Origin of the sequence: Thermodesulfobacterium sp. TA1 (genome assembly GCF_008630935.1) — a bacterium.
Classification (GTDB): Bacteria; Desulfobacterota; Thermodesulfobacteria; order Thermodesulfobacteriales; family Thermodesulfobacteriaceae; genus Thermodesulfobacterium.
The window spans coordinates 1,255,893-1,273,430 of sequence record NZ_CP043908.1 but is presented as its reverse complement, the minus strand read 5'-3'; the positions used below and the strand labels follow the sequence as shown (position 1 = coordinate 1,273,430).

Sequence of the window (17,538 nt, the reverse complement as noted above, 5' to 3'; positions counted from 1 at the left end):
CCATGGCTTACAGCACATCAGACTTTAAGAGAGGTTTAAAAATAGAGTGGGATGGAAAGCCATATGAAATTTTAGAGTTTCAGCATGTAAAGGTTTCTAAAAATCAGCCTACGGTTAGAACCAGATTAAAAGATTTAACCACCGGTAGGGTTTTTGAGGTTAACTTTCGTGCAGGAGAAAAGTTTGAAAAACCTGACCTTCAAGAAAAAGAGATGCAGTTTTTGTATAAAGAAAAGGGACAGTATGTATTTATGGATTTAGAAGATTACGACCAAGTTTATGTTAGAGAAGAAGAAGTAGGAGAAGCAGGCAAGTTTTTAAAGGAAAATTTAACCGTTTACATCATCTATTACCGTGGAAAGGTTATAGGGATAGACCTTCCTAACATCGTGGAGTTAGAGGTAGTGGAAACCGAGCCAGGGGTTAGAGGAGACACCGTAGGTTCTGCTACTAAACCAGCTACCCTTGAGACCGGGGCAGTCATACAGGTGCCACTTTTTATTAATAAAGGAGACCGGATTAAAGTAGATACTAGAACAGGAGAATACCTCGAGAGGGCTGGTTAAGTTGGTTACCCTTAAAAAATTGCAACAGTTTAAGGAATATTTAGAAAGTGGTGCCTTTATAGAAGATTTTGAAATGCGGCCTAAGGATGGCCAAGAAGAGATGTTAGATATGATAGAGACTATTTTTCAAATTTGTGAGATAGCAGACGAGGTTATCACCAAACATTTTTACAGAAAATGGGGAGAAGAGGTTTTCAAAAAAACTTCTGAATAAAGAATGGTTTATTTTATCAGGGCAAGAAGCTATTTTAAGTATGTCCAAGACCTTTTAAAAGACTTACATCTTTATAAAACCAAACCAGAGGAGTTTAGAAAAAAGGCTCGAGAAATCTTCCAAACAGGGCTTAAAGCCCTCTGGTCCCTCTCTCAAATAACCCCTCCAGACCATCCACCCTCTTTTCAAGAAATTTGGCAAAAGGCCTTAGAATCAGTCGATCCTGAAGACCAAGAGGTGCTTTTAGAGGCTAAAAAGATAGTCTTTTCCGAAGATAAAGAAATAGACGAAGTTTTTAACACCTTAAAAAACTTTTCTTCAGTCATCCAAAAAACCCTAAAACCCATCCTTTAGTCAGGTTTTGTATTTTTATCTTGTTTTTTGGTGGTTATGTATTATTAATTCATGTATGAAAAAATTATTATTTTATAAGTCTTATGGTGTTATTTTAGGGTTGATTTTTTGGGGTTGGATTTTAGGGATAGGGGTTCTTTATAATAACTTTTCATCACAAAAACAGACTATTCTTGAAAACAATTTAAACGACCGTATTGTCATGTATAATTCTACGATTAATTCTATAAAAAGGCTAACCCAACTTTATGTTACAGGGATAGTAGCGTCTCAAAGTATACAAAACCTTTTTAAAAGTTATAAAGGAGATGAAGAAGTCTTAAGAAATAGGCTTTACCAGTTTCTTTTACCTTTTATTCAGAAATTTCCTGATTTAGGGTTAGACTTGCATTTTCACACCTCTGATGGAAGAAGTCTTTTAAGGATCTATAATCCTTCTGTTTATGGAGACGACCTTACGAGGGAGAGAGAGGATTTAAGATATGTGATGAAACATAAAAGACCGGTTTTTGGGTTTGCATCAGGAAAGGTTTTAAGTGGGTTTAGATACACCGTGCCTTTGATGGATGAGAAGGAAGAATATTTAGGAAGTGCAGATTTTGTGGTTTCGGTTGGCCATTTTGAAAGGTTGGTCAAAGAACTGAGTCCAGACCTATGTTGTAGGTTTATTTTTAAGAAAAAAGAAACGGTAGACAAACTTTTAGAACCTTATAAAAAGCAGTTTTCTCTAAGTTTTTTAGGGGAGGATTGGGTAGAATACCAAGCAAGTTCAAAAAATGAAATCTTTTATAAAGATATTCTAAAAAAGTTATCTCAAGAACCGGCTTTTAAAAAGGCTTTGTATTTAGAAAAAAATCAGGTTTTTGAGTTTAGGCCTAAAAAGGGAGAGGTTTATGAGGTAGTTCTTATTCCTATTACGGACTTTAAGGGGGATACGGTAGGGTTTTTGTTGAATATAAGGCAAGCAAAAGAGCTTGAAGCCTTATATAAAGATTTTTATAAAAACTTCTGGGGGTATACCTTTTTATTGATTTTGATACTGCTTGTTTCTTTTTATACCAATAAGAAGGCAAGGGAGGTATTCTTAGAAAGAAAAAGATTAAACGTGGTTCTTAATTTTATGGAAATCTCGGTTTATACGGTAAAGGATTTTAAAATTACCCTGGTTAATCCTAAACTTCTTAAACTTTTAGGTTATTCGGAAAAGGAGTTGATAGGGAAAAGGGACCATGAGGTTTTTGTAGAGCTGTTAGAACATAAATGTTTGATATGTGAGGCTATAGCTAAGGGAGAGGACTGGGAAGGTGATTTGGTTTTGAAGAGGAAGGACGGTAGTTATTTGATAGCCAACGTTAAGGTGTCTCAGGTAAAAGATGAATCAGGAAAGGTTATAGAGTCTATCGTTTGTTTTTGGGATATAACTTTAAGGAAAAAGTTGGAAGACGCACTTTATTTAGAATCTATTACCGACCCACTTACCAAGTTGTTTAATCGAAGGTTTGTGTCTACTGTGTTAGAAAGTCTTAAACAAAAAGCTGAGGAAACCAAACAACCTTTTTCTGTGATAATGATAGACATAGACAATTTTAAGAGGGTAAACGACATCTATGGTCATGATGTAGGGGATGAGGTTTTAAAAGCTTTGGCTGAGACTTTTAAAAATAACCTTAGGGAACAAGATGTAGTTGGCCGTTGGGGGGGAGAAGAGTTTATCGTAGTTTTACCAGAAACAGACCTGAAAAACGCCGTGATGGTAGCAGAAAAATTAAGAACCGCGGTAGAAGAATTAGAGATAGGGGTTAATAAGATTAAAGTTACCATAAGCTTAGGGGTAAGTGAGTACCTTTTAACCGAAGAGGTTTCAGAACTAATTAAAAGGGCAGACTCAGCCCTTTATTTGGCTAAAAGGTCAGGGAAAAATTGCGTAAAAATTGAAACATGATATTATATAAGACATGGACCAAGAAAGAATTAAAGTTTATTTAGAAGTGCTTGCTTGCCCTAAGTGCAAAGGCGATTTAGAGTTTTTAAACTTTAAAGACAAAGAAGGGTTTTATTGTAAGGTTTGCAAGCTTTTTTATCCGGTAATAGAGGACATTCCGGTGATGTTGGTTGAAGAGGCTTTAAAAATAGAAAACTTAACCTCTTGACATGAGTCATCCAAGACAACCTGCTCCTGTTTGTTTTTTTATAGCTTTAACCACTCAAGACCTTTTTTTGGGAGAACAAGCTCTTACTCATTTGACCTCGCATCTGGGACCGATGTTTTTTTCTTCTGAACCCTTTGATTTTTCTTCTTTTACCTCTTATTACGAAAAAGAGATGGGAAAAGACTTGAAAAAAAGATTTTATTTTTTTGAAAACCTAAAAAGCCCTGATTTTTTGGTAGATTTAAAACACCTTTGTTATCAAATAGAGCTTAGTTATACTACTGAGTCTGGGAAAAGGAGTATAAACCTTGACCCAGGGTATATAGAGCTTTCTAAGGTAGTGCTTTCAACCTTTAAAGACTATGCCCATAGGGTTTACTTAGGTCGAAGTGTTTTTGCTGAGGTGACGTTGATTTATAGAGATAAAAGTTTCGTGCCTCTTCCTTGGACCTATCCAGATTATCAGGCTTTTATCCCGGTTTTTAACCAGGCAAGAGATGTTTATAAGGAGTTAAGAAAGAGAAAAGGATGTTGATAGACCCTTTTGGAAGAAAGATAGAATACCTTAGGATATCGGTAACCGACAAATGTAATTTCAGGTGTATCTATTGCTTTACTCATAAAAATTGGAAATGGTTACCCCATCAGGAAATACTTAGGTTGGAAGAGATAGAAGAGGTGGTAAGGGTAGGGGCTAAGCTTGGGGTTAAAAGGGTAAGACTTACTGGGGGAGAACCTTTGATTAGAAAAAACATAGAAGTTTTAGTAGAAAGGATTGCTTCTATAACCGGGATAGAAGATTTAAGCCTTACGACAAACGGATATTTTCTTGAGGAGTTAGGAGAAAAGCTTAAAAAAGCAGGTTTAAAAAGGTTAAACCTTAGTTTAGATACCCTTAATCCAGAAAAGTTTCGAAAAATTACAGGGGTTGATGGTTTTGAAAAGGTGATAAGAAGTTTAGACTTAGCTTTAGAACTTGGTTTTTCACCGGTTAAGGTTAACGTGGTGGTTATAAGAGGATTCAACGACGAAGAGGTTTTAGACTTAGCTAAGCTAACCATAGAAAAGCCCATAGAGGTAAGGTTTATTGAATTTATGCCTATAGGTGGAAATTCTCTTTGGGATGAGAGCCATATAGTAGAGGTGGTAGAGATTAAAAAGATTTTAGAGGCATACCAACCACTTTTACCTGCTAATTCGGTAGGAGGGGGGCCTGCAAAGGTTTTTAGATGGAAGGGTGCTAAAGGGAAAATAGGACTTATTTCACCAATTTCTGAGCATTTTTGTCATAGATGCAACCGATTTAGGATTACGGCTGATGGTAGGTTAAGGACTTGTCTTTTTTCAGACTTTGAGATAAACTTAAAAACCGCTTTAAGGGAAAAAAAGGTTTCATTAGAGGAGCTTTTTATTCAAGCTCTAAAGGTAAAGCCTGAAAGGCATAATCTAAACTCTACTTTAAAACCTATGAGAGCTATCGGAGGTTAGATGGAAAATAAAGAAGTTCAAGTTTGGTTGAGTGCTGGGACTTTAAAACAGGGATATCCTGATATGGCAGTAAAACTTACTAAGCCCCTTTCTAAAGGTACCTATGTGCTGGCAGAGATGCCCGACGGAAGAAACGAAGTTTTGCTACTTACCGAAGTTTCTTACAAGATTCCTTTTGATGTAGAAGGAATACCTGTGGTTTTGCGAAAGGCTACTTTAAAAGAAATCAGGGAGTTTGAAAAAAAATTAGAAATAGAAGAAAAGGGTAGGGAGTTTTGTCTTCAGTTTGCTAAGGAACTTGGACTTGAGATGAAGTTGGTTAGGGTAGATTGTTTTTTTGACCGAAGCAAAATCATATTTTTTTATACCGCAGATGGGAGGATTGATTTTAGACAGTTGGTAAAGGAGTTAGCCAGAGCTTTAAGGATGAGAATAGAAATGAGGCAGATAGGGGTAAGAAATGAAACCGCCCTTTTGGGAGGTATAGGATATTGTGGAAAGGAGTTTTGTTGTGCTAAGTTTTTAAAATCCTTTGTACCCCTTTCTATCAAGTTTGCCAAAGAACAAGGTCTTATCCTTGACCCTAACAAGATATCTGGTCCTTGTGGAAGGTTATTATGTTGTCTTAGTTATGAGATGGAAGTTTATCGGGAATTTTTAGATAACCTTCCTAAATTGGGAAGTAAAATCAAGATTAACGAGGAATCCTATCGTGTAGTAAAGTACCATCTTTTTCAAAAGTTGGTTTATTTAGAAACAAAAGATGGACAACTGATTACTGTGCCGGTTGAAGATTTAAAGTCTTATATTGTCGAGCATACCGAAGATTTTATCCCTGAAGGTCAACTTAAGACCCTTGAAGAGGAGGAGGCTTGATGCTTATCTATCTTACTACCCCGATTTATTATGTAAACTCCTTTCCCCATTTAGGTCATGCTTATACCACCTTGTTAGTAGATGGGTTTGCCAGGTTTTACAGACTTAAAAATTGGCAGGTTTTTTTCCTTACAGGAACAGATGAGCACGGAGACAAAATTCAAAAAACCGCAAAAGATAAAGGTCTTTCCCCTCAGGCTTTAGTAGATGAAATAAGCCAAATTTTTAAAACAACTTGGGATTATTTTGGGGTTTCTTATAATCGGTTTATTAGAACTACCGAAGAAAAACATAAAAAGGTAGTGCAAGCAGTCCTTCAGCAGCTTTACGAAAAAGGAGAAATCTATCAAGACGAATATGAAGGACTTTATTGCGTAGGTTGTGAAAGATTTTTAACCGCTAAAGAACTTGACGAACAAGGAAGGTGTAGGGACCATCAAAAAACCCCTGAATTGATTAGAGAAAAAAACTACTTTTTTAATTTAGAAAAATATCGCACCTGGCTAAAAGAGTATATTCTGCAAAATGAGCTTATTTATCCTCAATTTTATCGAGAAGAAGTGCTTAACATGTTAGAGGAAGAGCTACCTCCGCTTTGTATCTCTCGTCCCAAAAAAAGGCTTGAGTGGGGTATTGAACTTCCTTTTGATAAAGATTATGTAACCTATGTATGGTTTGATGCCCTTTTAAACTATTTAACAGGAATAGGGTATCCAGAAGACCCAAAATGGGAGGGTTGGTGGAAAGAGGCCCATCATTTTATAGCTAAAGACATCTTGAAACCTCATGCGGTTTATTGGCCTATTATGTTAAAAGCTTTAGGCCTACCGGTATACAAAAAACTTTTGGTGCATGGCTATTGGTTGGTTGATAAGCTAAAGATGTCTAAGTCATTGGGAAACATCGTAGACCCGATTACTTTAAGTAAAACCTATGGTAAAGACCGACTAAGATATTTTTTGTTTAGAGAAATGGCCTTTGGTTATGACGCAGAGTTTAGTTTGGAATCCTTTATAACCAGGATAAACGCGGACCTTGCTAATGATTACGGAAACCTTATTTACCGTACCTTAAACCTAACGGAAAAATACTTTAAATCTCAAATTCCTCCTTTAAGTGAGATTAAAGAGGAAGACCAAGCCTACTTAGACTTAGTAAAAAGAGCTTTAGAGGAATATCACCAACTTTTTGCTGAGCTTCAGTTTCATCGCGCTTTAGAAAGGTTGTGGGAGGCAATCAGAGAAGGAAACGTTTACATAGACAGACAGGCCCCGTGGAGTCTTATTAAAAAAGGAGAACTAAACAGGGCAGGAACGGTGCTTAGGATTTTGCTTGAGGTTATTAAAAGTTTTGCTATAGCCCTTTCTCCGATAATGCCTGAAACTTCATCGGTTTTACTCCAAAACCTTTCTTATAAAGGCCCCTTAACTTGGGAAGAGGTTTTTAACTTTAAGGGATTAAAAGAAGGGACAGAAGCTAAAAAAGGTAGTCCTCTTTTTCCAAGAATAGAAGAAAAGCCAAAGGAGGAAACGGTGTCAGAGCAAAAAACCGAAGAGAAGAGTTTTATTTCCATAGAGGAGTTCAAAAAACTTGACTTAAGGGTAGGAAAAATAGTGGCTGCAGAAAAAATTCCTAATACAGATAAGCTTTTAAAATTGGAGGTTCTCTGCCCAGAAAAAAGACAGATCGTTTCAGGAATAGCTCAATATTATAAACCAGAAGAGTTGATAGGAAAAGAAGTAGTCATTATAGCCAACCTAAAGCCATCTAAAATAAAAGGAGTTCTTTCTGAAGGAATGCTCCTTGCAGCTAAGGATGATAAAGGGCTATGCTTGGTTGCCCCTGAGAAAGAAATAGCCCCAGGGGCTAAAGTAAGTTAAATTTTTAAAATTATCCTGGAGGCCAACCCATACCTCTACCGGCAAGCACATGAAAATGCAGATGAAACACCGTCTGTCCTGCCTCTTCTTTACAGTTTACTACTACCCTGTATCCCCTTTCAGCAAACCCTAAATCCTTAGCGATTTGATTGATAACCAGATATATGTGCCCTATCAGTTCTTTATCCTCTTCGGTGAGTTCTAACAAAGTAGAAAGATGTTTTTTTGGAATTACTAATATATGATAAGGGGCTTGAGGGTTGATGTCATGAAAGGCTATCACCTTTTCGTCTTCATACACCACCTTAGCAGGTATCTCTTGAGTAGCTATTTTACAGAAAATACAACTCATATTCCCTCCCTCTAAACAAGGGTTTTTTAAAAAAATTTATAAAACTTTTGTCTTAAAAATCAAGGGCTAATGGGGCAATTTTTCTATGTTGGTCTCTCCTGTATTTCCTGAATTAGTGTTTTCTAAGGGCTTAAGCACAAAGAGTAGTTGCCCTTCTTCTACCATTTGATTAAGTTTCACACAAATTTCTACGATTTGGGCGTCAAAGGGTGCTAAAACAGGGTTTTCCATTTTCATCGATTCTAAGTTAGCGATTTCTTCTCCTTTATGGACGATGTCTCCTACCTTAAGCGTTCCTCTTTTTGGATTACCTATCCTCCAAACTGTTCCGCTGATAGGTGCTCCTATTTCATCAGGTCTTACTGCCTTTTTGACCTCTTCTTTTTTAGCTCTTGGGGTTTTCACCTCAAACACCCTGGTTTTATTGTTTACCTTTAAGACTACATGTATTACACCGTCGTTTTCGACACCTATAGAGACTAATTCTATGCAATAGGGTTTTCCTTCATAGATAAATTCAACTTTATCTCCTGGTTTTTTGAGCCCTTCTCTCCATACTCTGGTAGGAAGAACTAAAGGAGCATCTCCGTATTTTTCTCTAAATCTTATAAAATCTAAAGCATCTTTAGGGTGCATCAGATATAGGATAAACTCTTCTTCAGTAGCCTTTCTCCCAAGTTCATTTTCTAAATTTTTTCTTAAAGCTTCTATGTCTTCGTCAGGAATAGCCTCCACAGGTGAGGTTTCTTTTCTCTCTTTTATTTTGTTTTCCCAATCATCTCCAAAGGTACTTTTATACACCCAGTCAGCAGGCCAACCTACGGGCATCCTTCCGTAATGACCAAGGATAAGATTTTTGAAGTCTCCTGGAGCGTGTTTAAACAATTGTAAAAGTTCTTCTTGTTCCCAAGGTTCCATCGCTGAAAAATCTTGGTTCTTTTCTTCTACAAATTTTTTAAGAAGTTTTATTACGTGTTTAACCCCTTCTTCTCCCATTTCTTTAGCGTATCTGTTAACGATACCGCTACAGGTTACCCAAGTGATTTGTGACCCTGGAGTAACATCAAAATATTTTACTATTTGGTTGTAAAGGGACATGACTTGAAGGATATAAGGCATGAGGTTTAGGAATCCCCCTTTTTCTGCCTGTTCAAAGGAGCTTGGGAAGGCTCCTCCTGGCATCTTATGTCTGGTGACCATGTGGTCAAAACCTTTGAAAGGAGATTCAGCCCATTCATAATCTCTTATCCATTCTCTTACTTTTTCTACAGCTTGTTCTGAAGCCTTTCTGTTAAGGTTGACAGGAATACCTTCTTCTCTGAAAATAGCCTCAACCGCTAAGATAGGAGAATGGCCGTAAAACCTTACCAAAGTATCCTCTTCTACATCTATGATCTTAGCTCCTGCTTTAGCAGCGGCTAAAAGCACAGGAATAGCAAGACCGTCGGTGATATGACGATGGTAGTTGATTACCAAATCAGGGTATTTTTGTTTTATGGCATCTATAAGCTCGGTAATCGAAGAGACTGTTCCTACTCCAGCCATGTCTTTAATACATAATACTATTTCATCTACCCCACCGCAGAGGTCTACTATCTCATCTACTACCTTAAGGTAATACTTGGTATCAAACCAAGGGGCTACTGTGTAGGAAATGGCAGGTTCAAAGAGCCTCCCTCTTTTCATCACCACTTCAGCTACAGGACGCATGTTTCTTATATCGTTTAAGAAGGAAAAACACCTCCATACATCTATATCTACTACTTCTACTACATATTCTATGATGTTTTTAGGATAAGGTCTATAACCCCACATGTTGGTTTCTCTTATAAGGGTTTGTAAGAGGACGTTAGGCATAAGTTCTCTTAGAATGGCTATCTCTTCAAAAGGGCTTTCTCTTCTATTCATAATACCTACATGCCATCTTGCCCCTCCATGGCATTCTGCCGCAAAAAGTCCCATTTCATTATAGTAAGGAGCAAGAGTTTTTAAGTCATATATCCTTAATCTGTTTTTATAGTCAGACTGTCCTGCATCTCTCATTCCTACAGAAACAAAACATACTCCAGGCAATTCTCTTACTTTTTGAACTATCTCTCTTGGGCTCATCCCCGGTTTTACAAACACGTAATCCATTTTTTACCCCCATGTGTGGAATGTAATTTTACATCCAATCTTGAGGCCCTAAGGCTGAAATTTCTGCTACATACCTAGCAATTTTTAAAACTTCATCGTCTGCTGTTTTTTCTTTTACCATAGAAAGAAGCTCTTCGTGCCTTTCCTCTATAAACCTGGTAGAAAATTTACCTTCTATGAAGTCAGGATGTCTGATGATGCTTAAAAGCAACGGGGCGATGGTTTTTATTCCCTCTACCCTTAATCCTCGGCTTAAAGCTCTGTCCATTACTCTGATAGCTTCTGTTCTGTCTGCCCCGGCTGACATAACCAACATGATAAGCGAGTCGTAATAGGGAGGAACATCTGCTCCTTCATAAACTCCAGAGGCAACCCTTATCCCTGGACCTTGAGGAATTTCAAGTCTGGTGATGGTACCAAAAGAAGGATTAAAGGTTTTAGGGTCTTCGGCGTTAATTCTTACTTCTATGGCATGACGGTTAGGATGTATGTCGTCTTGTTCAAATGGAAGGGGATGACCTTCAGCGATAGAGAACATCAGGCTTACTAAATCAAGTCCGGTAATTAATTCAGTAACACCATGCTCTACTTGAAGCCTAGTGTTAACCTCAAGAAAATAAAATTTGTTGGTTTTAGGGTCTAACAGAAATTCTACCGTTCCTACTGAGTGATAACCTATTTCTCTCATCAACCTTACGGCTGTAAAACATATTTCTTGTCTTAAGTCATCGGAGATGCTTGGGGAAGGTGCTTCTTCTAAGATTTTTTGATTTCTTCTTTGCAAGGTGCATTCTCTTTCAAAAAGATGTACTACATGTCCGTGCTTGTCGGCACAAACTTGGACCTCTATATGTCTACCGCTTTTAATATACTTTTCTACTAAAAGGGTCTCATCTCCAAAGGCTTTTTTAGCTTCCGATTTTGCCTTTTCAAGGGCTATAGGTAATTCTTCTGCGCTTTCAACCCTTACCATTCCTTTTCCGCCACCACCAGAGGCGGCTTTTATCATGATGGGAAAATCTACTTCGTCTTCTTGCATCCATTTTAAAATGTCTTCTACTGTTTTTACGTTTAAAAGTCCGGGAATGGTAGGCACGTTTGCCCTTTGGGCTATCTTCTTTGCCCTGATTTTATCTCCCATAAGCCTTATGACCTCAGGAGGAGGGCCTATCCATACAAGGCCAGCCTGTTCTACCAGTTCGGCAAAGTCAGCGTTTTCTGCTAAAAAGCCCCATCCAGGATGTATTGCATCACATTTCGTTTCTAAGGCAACTTTTATAATTTTTTCCATGTTTAAATAAGAATCATGAGGAGGTGCCTCTCCAATATGTACCGCTTCATCAGCTAAAAATACATGGTAGGCCAGTCTGTCAGGCGTACTATAGATAGCAACAGTTTTAATCTTTTTATCTCTGCAGGTATTCATCACCCTTACTGCAGGAACTCCCCGGTTGGCTATCAACACTTTATTGATCTTTCTCATAAGTCCCTCCTAGATAATTTTTAAAGTTTATAATTGACATCATCATTCTTAAAAAAAATTCAATAAAAACAAATAATCTATTTTTGGTAAAAATCAATCATTTTGATAAAAATTTTCTATAAAAGCTATAATAACCCAACATGCGATCGATGATGATAGAGGCTGCAGAACGTACAGAAAGATGGTTGTAAGGGTCAAGTCTACCCCAAATAGGTTCTAAGAAATAATCACATTTTTCTAAAAATTCCTCTGTGAGGCCCCAGGCTGTTCCTAAAACGATAATTATCGGTTTTTCCCATAAAAAATTTCTTAGTTCTTCAAACGAGATGGGGTTCCTTTTAGGTGAAGCATCAGTTCCTACTAATAAAGGTTTTTCTCCTTCTATTTCTTGGACGTTAGTCAAAGCTTCTTCGAAGGTTGAAAAAATTTTTAATAGTTTTAAAGCCTCTTTGCGTAGAGGGTTATAGTTAGCACCTCCACCTTCAAGCCAAAAAGTTAAAAGCTCTTGAGCTAATTGTCTTTGGTCTTCAAGGGGTTGGACTAAGTAAATTCCCCTTAATCCATAGGTTCTTCCAAGTCTTGCTAAATCGTGAAGGTCAATGTTAGCGACAGCTGAGGCTACAACTTCTTTTCTTTTATTATAAACAGGATAATGAAGAAGAAAGAGATATACCCTTTGTTTTTTTAAAAGCTCAGCCAGAAATTGCAAGTCTTCTTTTGAAAGTTGAGCCTCTTTTAAAAGCTGAGGTCTTTTTTTAAGGGTCAATTCTAAAGATTTTTGTCTTCTATAGGCTTCTATGGCTGCATGGTTTCCGCTTAGAAGTACTTCTGGGACCTTTAACCCCATAAACTCACTTGGCCTGGTATAACAGGGATATTTTAAAAGTCCAGAAGAAAAAGATTCTCTTTCTACCGAGTCTTTTTTCCCTACCACTCCCGGTATTAGCCTGGCTACACATTCAATTAAGACTAAACTTGCTACTTCACCGCCAAAAACCACATAATCTCCTATAGAGATTTCTTGGTCTACCAAGCAGTCTTTTATCCTTTCATCTATCCCTTCATACCTTCCACAAACAAGTATTAAATGTTTTTTCCGAGCAAGGTCTTCGGCTATTTTTTGGTTTAACAATTCTCCTTGTGGAGAGAGATAAATCACCCAAGGATTAGGACTTTTTTCTTTAAGAAAATTTATAGCTCGGTAAAGAGGCTCTGGTTTAAAAACCATTCCCTCTCCACCACCAAAGGGTTCGTCGTCAACCACACGATGTTTGTCTTGACAAAAATCTCGTAAGTTAAACAGGTTAACCTCTAAAAGTCCTTTTTTTAAAGCCTTTCCTAAAAGACCAACTTTTAAAGGGCTTTCAAAATATTCGGGAAAGATGGTAATGATGTCTATTCTCATGATTATTATTAAAAACTAAGGTTTTTGAGCTTCTACCAAATCTTCTATGTTTTGCACCAAGATACTTTGGTTAGAAAAGTCTAGTTCTATTACATATTCTCCCACCAGAGGCACATAAAATTCAAAACCTTCTTTAGTTTTGACCAACAAAAGGTCATATTCTCCCATCGGCATAACTTCTTTTACTTTACCCCAAACCTTACCTGAAAGATCTTTTACTGAAAAACCTTCAATCTGATAATAATAAAATTCGTCTTCTAAAGGTTGAGGCAAGTCTTCTAAACTTACATAAAGCTTTTGGTTGGTAAGGGTTTTTGCTTTTTCATAGTCTATGTCTTTAAACTTTACTATAAAAACATTAAAACCAGGACCTTTTTTAATAGATTCGACCCATAGTTCTTCATAAGAAGCTTCAGATAAATAGAATTTTTCAATTTGAAAAATAAGCTCAGAAGATAAGACCAAGGGAGAGACTTTTACCTCTCCCTTAAGTCCATGGGTGTTTAAGATTTTAGCAAAGGGGACTTTCACTATTCGATGATTTCTAACACAACTCTTTTACGAAGTTTACTGCCTGCAGCCCCTAAGATGGTTCTAATAGCTTTAGCAGTGCGACCCTCTTTGCCTATGATTTTACCAAGGTCTTCTTTGGCAACCCTTAATTCAATAACAGAGGTTTGTTCCCCTTCTATTTCGTTAATCTGAACTGACTCTGGCTTATCAACCAGCACTTTAGCGATGTTCTCCACTAAATCTTTGAGTTTGCTCATCTTCTACCCTCCTATCTCCTAGCAGTTTGGATTTGCGCGTTATTTGTCTACCTTTATCCCTATCCTCTTCAGAAGGGCTCTTACCGTCTCTGTAGGTTCAGCTCCTCTTTCAAGCCAAGTTTTAACCTTTTCTTCGTTTATTTTAAACTCATAAGGTTGTTTTAAAGGGTCATAATATCCCAAGATGTCTAAAAACTTTCCGTCTCTGGGAGAACGAGAGTCTGCTGCCACTACCCTATAAAAAGGCTTCTTTTTTCTTCCAAATCTCATAAGTCTTATCCTGACTGGCACTTTTCCCCTACCTCCTTAAAAAATTTTTAGCTTTAATATTTTAACACCTATTTTATTTTTTACAATTGTTTTAAGCCCCAAACATTCTTCTAAAGACTTGCTGCAATCTTCCTGGTGTTTTCATTTGTTTTAAAAGTTTAAGCATTTCTTCATAACTTCTTAGCAGTTTGTTTACGTCTTGGACGGTGGTTCCACTACCTTTGGCTATTCTTCTTTTTCTGCTTGCATTGATAATTTTAGGATTTTTTCTTTCTTGTTTAGTCATAGAGTTGATGATGGCTTCCATCCTTAAAATCTCTTTTTCGTCAAACTCAAGCTGGTTTAATTTTTTACCAACCCCTGGTAAAAAGCCAAGGATATCTCTCACAGAGCCTAATTTTTTAATCTGCCTAAGTTGTTCTCTTAGGTCTTCTAAATCAAACTCAAGTTTTTTAATTTTCTTTTCAAGCTCCTTAGCCTTCTTAAGGTCAAAGGTTTCCTGAGCTTTTTCTATTAAGGTTAGAACATCTCCCATTCCAAGGATCCTACCTGCAAGCCTTTCAGGATGAAAGACCTCTAAGGCATCTACTTTTTCTCCTACTCCCAAAAATTTGATAGGACAACCGGTTATTTCCTTTATAGAAAGAGCAGCACCACCTCTTGCGTCTCCTTCCATCTTGGTAAGAATAATACCTGTTACCCCTACCTTTTCTTGAAAAGTTTTAGCAACGTTTACCGCATCTTGTCCCATCATAGCGTCAGCTACCAATAGCACCTCTGAAGGATTAAAGGCTTTTTTAAGCTCGATCAACTCTTCCATCAATCTTTCGTCTATATGCAATCTACCAGCCGTATCTATAATGACTACATCTCTTCCTTCTTTTTTAGCCATTTCTATGGCATTTTTGACGATTTCTATAGGTGTTTCCCCAGGTTTGGCTTCATAAAAAGGTACTTCTATCTTTTGAGAAAGGACCTTAAGTTGCTCTATAGCTGCAGGACGATAAATGTCAGCAGACACAAGTAAAGGGTGATGGCCTTTCTTTTTTAAATATCTTGCTAGTTTAGCCGCGGTGGTAGTTTTTCCAGAACCTTGAAGACCAGCCAGTAAAATTCTGGCTGGCTTAGGTCCGCCAAGGTCAAGCCCTTTGGCCTCTTCTCCAAGGGTTTTAACCAGTTCTTCATAAACGATTTTTACCACTTGCTGAAAGGGGGTAAGACTTTCGGTTACCTCAGAAGAAAGACACCTTGCCTCAACCCTTCCTATAAAATCTTTTACTACCTTATAATTAACGTCTGCCTCAAGCAAAGCCAGACGTATTTCTCTCAATCCTTTTTTTATCTCATCAGGACTAAGTTTTCCTTTATCTTTAAACTTATTTAAAGCCTCTTCCAACCTTTGACTTAATCCTTCAAGCATCTTCTACCCCTCTTTTTTTAACAATGTTTTGATATGTTTTTAAAGTTTAATCATTATTTCCTTTAGGTCAACGGCTTCTATCCTATCCAAAATCTTGGTCTTCCTATGTCTAAATGGACAAACCTTCCAGGATAATATCCTACCCCTCCTAACCCCAGGTTTAAAGCAACCTTTACTATATTTTCTAAAGGTATCTCCGGTAGAAAGCAGTCCACCGCTTTTCCTACCGTATGTAGGCTGTTCTGAACCACCCCTGAAGTGGTTTTTCTTAAAAATTCGTTGGTTTCGGGAGCCCTATAGCCTGAAACTAAACATATGGGAGTATCAATCTCAAGGTTTTGAGTTATTAAAAACAAAAGGTCAAAAAGCTTTATGTCTATAGGATAAACCTCTCCGGTCCGGTGATCCCTAAAAATATAAAAAAGAAGCGAGACCTCTTTTCCCCGATAATCTCCGTTAATCCAGTAAGTGGCTTCAATCGCTTCTTTAGTATGTATATTGTAAACCTTAAGAGTTCTTTCCGGAAACAGCCAAAGATCCCCAAAAGATAAGACAGGTTTTACTAAAAACAATCCTAAAGTTTTAAGAAAAGTCCTTCTAGTAAACATTTGAGGTTTAATGTGAATTTAGAAGTTGGGCTAATTTTTGGTCGTATCCATAGAGGTCTTCAAAGTAATAGATATAAGGTTTTTTAACAGAGACGGTAAAATAGACCAGATAAACAGGTATAGGAGGGTTAAGAGAAATATAGATGGTTTGGTTGGTTTTTAAGGCATTAATAAATCTCTTTTGGTCCCATCCTTTTACATAACCCATTGATATCAAAAAATTGGCTAATTCAACCGCTTTTTGAACCCTTACGCAACCTGAGCTAAAGTCTCTTTTTGAATATTTAAAAAGATTTTTTTTTGGGGTGTCGTGAAGGTAAACATCAAATGGATTAGAAAATAGAAATTTAACCTTTCCTAAAGCATTACCATTTCCTGGAGGTTGAACCAATTGAAAAGGTAATTTAGAAGGTTTTAAGGTTTCCCATTTTATTTGAAAAGGGTCTATTTCTGTTCCGTTAGCATAGACTTTTATCCCTTGTTTTAAAAGAAACTCAGGGTCTTTGGTAAGTTTAGGAAAAAAATCTTTTTTGTATACGTTAGGTGGAATATTCCAAGGAGGGTTTAATACCATATGGGTTATTTGGCTATAAAGCACCGGGGTTGGTCTGAAATCTTTGGAATTGCTTTTCCCTATGATAACAGGACTATAAAACACCACCTTTCCGTTGTTTACCAAAAAAAGGTCAAAAGAAGGAAGGTTTACCCAAACATATACGGTTTCTGGTCTTTTCGTAGGTAACCATCTAAATTTCTCTAAGTTTAGACTAATCTGAACAACCCGCTTCTTAGGTAAAAGGGTTAATAACCTCACGGTTTTACTGTCTATTATCCCGTTTGGTTTTAGCTGTTGCGCCCTTTGAAACCTTTTTACTGCTTCCTTAAGTTCATGATCATAGACTTCGTTTTCATTAAAACTATCTAAATATCCAAGTAAATAAAGCCTTCTTCTTATCTCCGGAATCAACGAACTTTGTTCTCCTAATGTAAGTGATTTATTGAGCTTAAGCTCTACCGATTGGGTTGCCTCTATAATTTCTTGATACCGTCTTAAATAGTCTTTTAACACTTGATATTCTTCAAACTCAGGGGCTAAGGCTGTAAAAAGGTCTTCTAATTTATCTTCGTTTAAAAGGGTAACTAAAGTATCTACTACTATATCTTTTTTCTTAGAAAAACTAACCAGAGCCAAAACTTTATTAGGGTTAACTTTTCCATAATAGATATGATAGGCGAGTTTAATCAAGGTATCTGTAAGTTTTAATTCTTGTTCTATAGAAAATTTTTCTGTTTTTTCTAAAAGGTCTATCTGATAATCCTTGGGGTTTAATCCTTCGCGCATAGAATTAACGATTAAGTTTTCGAGTTTCTTTTTGTTGGTTTCATTCCAAATAGGGTTAAAACCTAACTTTTGGTAGAGGTTTATTATCTGAGAAGGATAATTAAGAGAAGCTTGATAAGCCTTTATATTTTCAAGGCTGAACTCTTGGGCATAGTTTATTCCGGTAAAATAAAACAAACACCCAAAAATAAAAAATAGAAACTTTTTCATATAAATGAAAACTT

General features: G+C 36.9%; 19 protein-coding genes. 9 read left to right on the top strand and 10 right to left on the bottom strand.

Going from position 1 to position 17,538, the window contains the following annotated elements; translation table 11 throughout:
- The first annotated feature begins 2 nt into the window (after window positions 1-2).
- The 9 genes from efp to metG are packed head-to-tail and all read left to right on the top strand — an operon-like array spanning window position 3 to window position 7,528.
- Entirely contained in the window at window positions 3-566 is a 564-nt protein-coding gene (gene efp, locus F1847_RS06495) for an elongation factor P (RefSeq protein WP_150072266.1), read from the top strand.
- 1 nt (window position 567) lies between these two features.
- On the top strand, window positions 568-780 hold the full coding sequence (locus F1847_RS06490; RefSeq protein WP_150072265.1) for a hypothetical protein: 213 nt from the start codon (window positions 568-570) through the stop codon (window positions 778-780).
- Window positions 781-783: 3 nt separating this feature from the next.
- Window positions 784-1,134: a hypothetical protein gene (locus tag F1847_RS06485; RefSeq protein WP_150072264.1), complete on the top strand. Its 351-nt coding sequence runs from the start codon at window positions 784-786 to the stop codon at window positions 1,132-1,134.
- 55 nt (window positions 1,135-1,189) lie between these two features.
- The gene (locus tag F1847_RS06480; protein WP_150072263.1) at window positions 1,190-3,076 is read left to right on the top strand and encodes a diguanylate cyclase; all 1,887 of its coding nucleotides are present in this window, start codon (window positions 1,190-1,192) and stop codon (window positions 3,074-3,076) included.
- A gap of 13 nt (window positions 3,077-3,089) precedes the next feature.
- Window positions 3,090-3,284 carry a Trm112 family protein gene (locus F1847_RS06475; RefSeq protein WP_150072262.1) on the top strand — a complete coding sequence of 65 codons (195 nt, stop codon included), beginning with the start codon at window positions 3,090-3,092 and terminating at the stop codon, window positions 3,282-3,284.
- 1 nt (window position 3,285) lies between these two features.
- Window positions 3,286-3,819, top strand: coding sequence for a DUF4416 family protein (locus tag F1847_RS06470; protein WP_150072261.1), 534 nt, complete (start codon window positions 3,286-3,288; stop codon window positions 3,817-3,819).
- Window positions 3,813-4,772 (top strand): GTP 3',8-cyclase MoaA, encoded by a 960-nt coding sequence (gene moaA, locus F1847_RS06465; protein ID WP_150072260.1) that lies wholly within the window; start codon window positions 3,813-3,815, stop codon window positions 4,770-4,772. Before F1847_RS06470 ends, moaA begins: the two co-directional genes overlap by 7 nt.
- A complete protein-coding gene (locus F1847_RS06460) occupies window positions 4,773-5,648 on the top strand; it encodes a regulatory iron-sulfur-containing complex subunit RicT (protein WP_206202390.1) in 876 nt (291 codons plus the stop codon).
- A complete protein-coding gene (gene metG, locus F1847_RS06455) occupies window positions 5,648-7,528 on the top strand; it encodes a methionine--tRNA ligase (protein WP_206202389.1) in 1,881 nt (626 codons plus the stop codon). The genes F1847_RS06460 and metG overlap by 1 nt, the downstream gene beginning before the upstream one ends.
- A 10-nt stretch (window positions 7,529-7,538) precedes the next feature.
- Here metG and F1847_RS06450 read toward each other — a convergent pair whose 3' ends face one another.
- The 10 genes from F1847_RS06450 to F1847_RS06405 form a co-directional block, all read right to left on the bottom strand.
- Window positions 7,539-7,880 (bottom strand): histidine triad nucleotide-binding protein, encoded by a 342-nt coding sequence (locus F1847_RS06450; RefSeq protein WP_150072258.1) that lies wholly within the window; start codon window positions 7,878-7,880, stop codon window positions 7,539-7,541.
- Between the two features lie 66 nt (window positions 7,881-7,946).
- The gene (locus tag F1847_RS06445; RefSeq protein ID WP_150072257.1) at window positions 7,947-10,016 is read right to left on the bottom strand and encodes a biotin/lipoyl-containing protein; all 2,070 of its coding nucleotides are present in this window, start codon (window positions 10,014-10,016) and stop codon (window positions 7,947-7,949) included.
- A gap of 28 nt (window positions 10,017-10,044) precedes the next feature.
- Complete coding sequence (locus F1847_RS06440; protein ID WP_150072256.1) at window positions 10,045-11,499, bottom strand: acetyl/propionyl/methylcrotonyl-CoA carboxylase subunit alpha; 1,455 nt, start codon at window positions 11,497-11,499, stop codon at window positions 10,045-10,047.
- 97 nt (window positions 11,500-11,596) lie between these two features.
- Window positions 11,597-12,904 carry a tRNA (guanosine(37)-N1)-methyltransferase TrmD gene (gene trmD, locus F1847_RS06435; RefSeq protein ID WP_150072255.1) on the bottom strand — a complete coding sequence of 436 codons (1,308 nt, stop codon included), beginning with the start codon at window positions 12,902-12,904 and terminating at the stop codon, window positions 11,597-11,599.
- Window positions 12,905-12,919: 15 nt separating this feature from the next.
- The gene (rimM, locus tag F1847_RS06430; RefSeq protein WP_168194286.1) at window positions 12,920-13,435 is read right to left on the bottom strand and encodes a ribosome maturation factor RimM; all 516 of its coding nucleotides are present in this window, start codon (window positions 13,433-13,435) and stop codon (window positions 12,920-12,922) included.
- Window positions 13,435-13,674 carry a KH domain-containing protein gene (locus F1847_RS06425; protein ID WP_150072253.1) on the bottom strand — a complete coding sequence of 80 codons (240 nt, stop codon included), beginning with the start codon at window positions 13,672-13,674 and terminating at the stop codon, window positions 13,435-13,437. The genes rimM and F1847_RS06425 overlap by 1 nt, the downstream gene beginning before the upstream one ends.
- A gap of 39 nt (window positions 13,675-13,713) precedes the next feature.
- Complete coding sequence (gene rpsP / locus F1847_RS06420; RefSeq protein ID WP_150072252.1) at window positions 13,714-13,965, bottom strand: 30S ribosomal protein S16; 252 nt, start codon at window positions 13,963-13,965, stop codon at window positions 13,714-13,716.
- Between the two features lie 70 nt (window positions 13,966-14,035).
- Entirely contained in the window at window positions 14,036-15,364 is a 1,329-nt protein-coding gene (ffh, locus tag F1847_RS06415; protein WP_150072251.1) for a signal recognition particle protein, read from the bottom strand.
- A 77-nt stretch (window positions 15,365-15,441) separates the two neighbouring features.
- Window positions 15,442-15,972 carry a DUF882 domain-containing protein gene (locus F1847_RS06410; protein ID WP_150072250.1) on the bottom strand — a complete coding sequence of 177 codons (531 nt, stop codon included), beginning with the start codon at window positions 15,970-15,972 and terminating at the stop codon, window positions 15,442-15,444.
- A 7-nt stretch (window positions 15,973-15,979) separates the two neighbouring features.
- A complete protein-coding gene (locus F1847_RS06405) occupies window positions 15,980-17,524 on the bottom strand; it encodes a murein L,D-transpeptidase (RefSeq protein ID WP_150072249.1) in 1,545 nt (514 codons plus the stop codon).
- Between the last annotated feature and the right edge of the window lie 14 nt (window positions 17,525-17,538).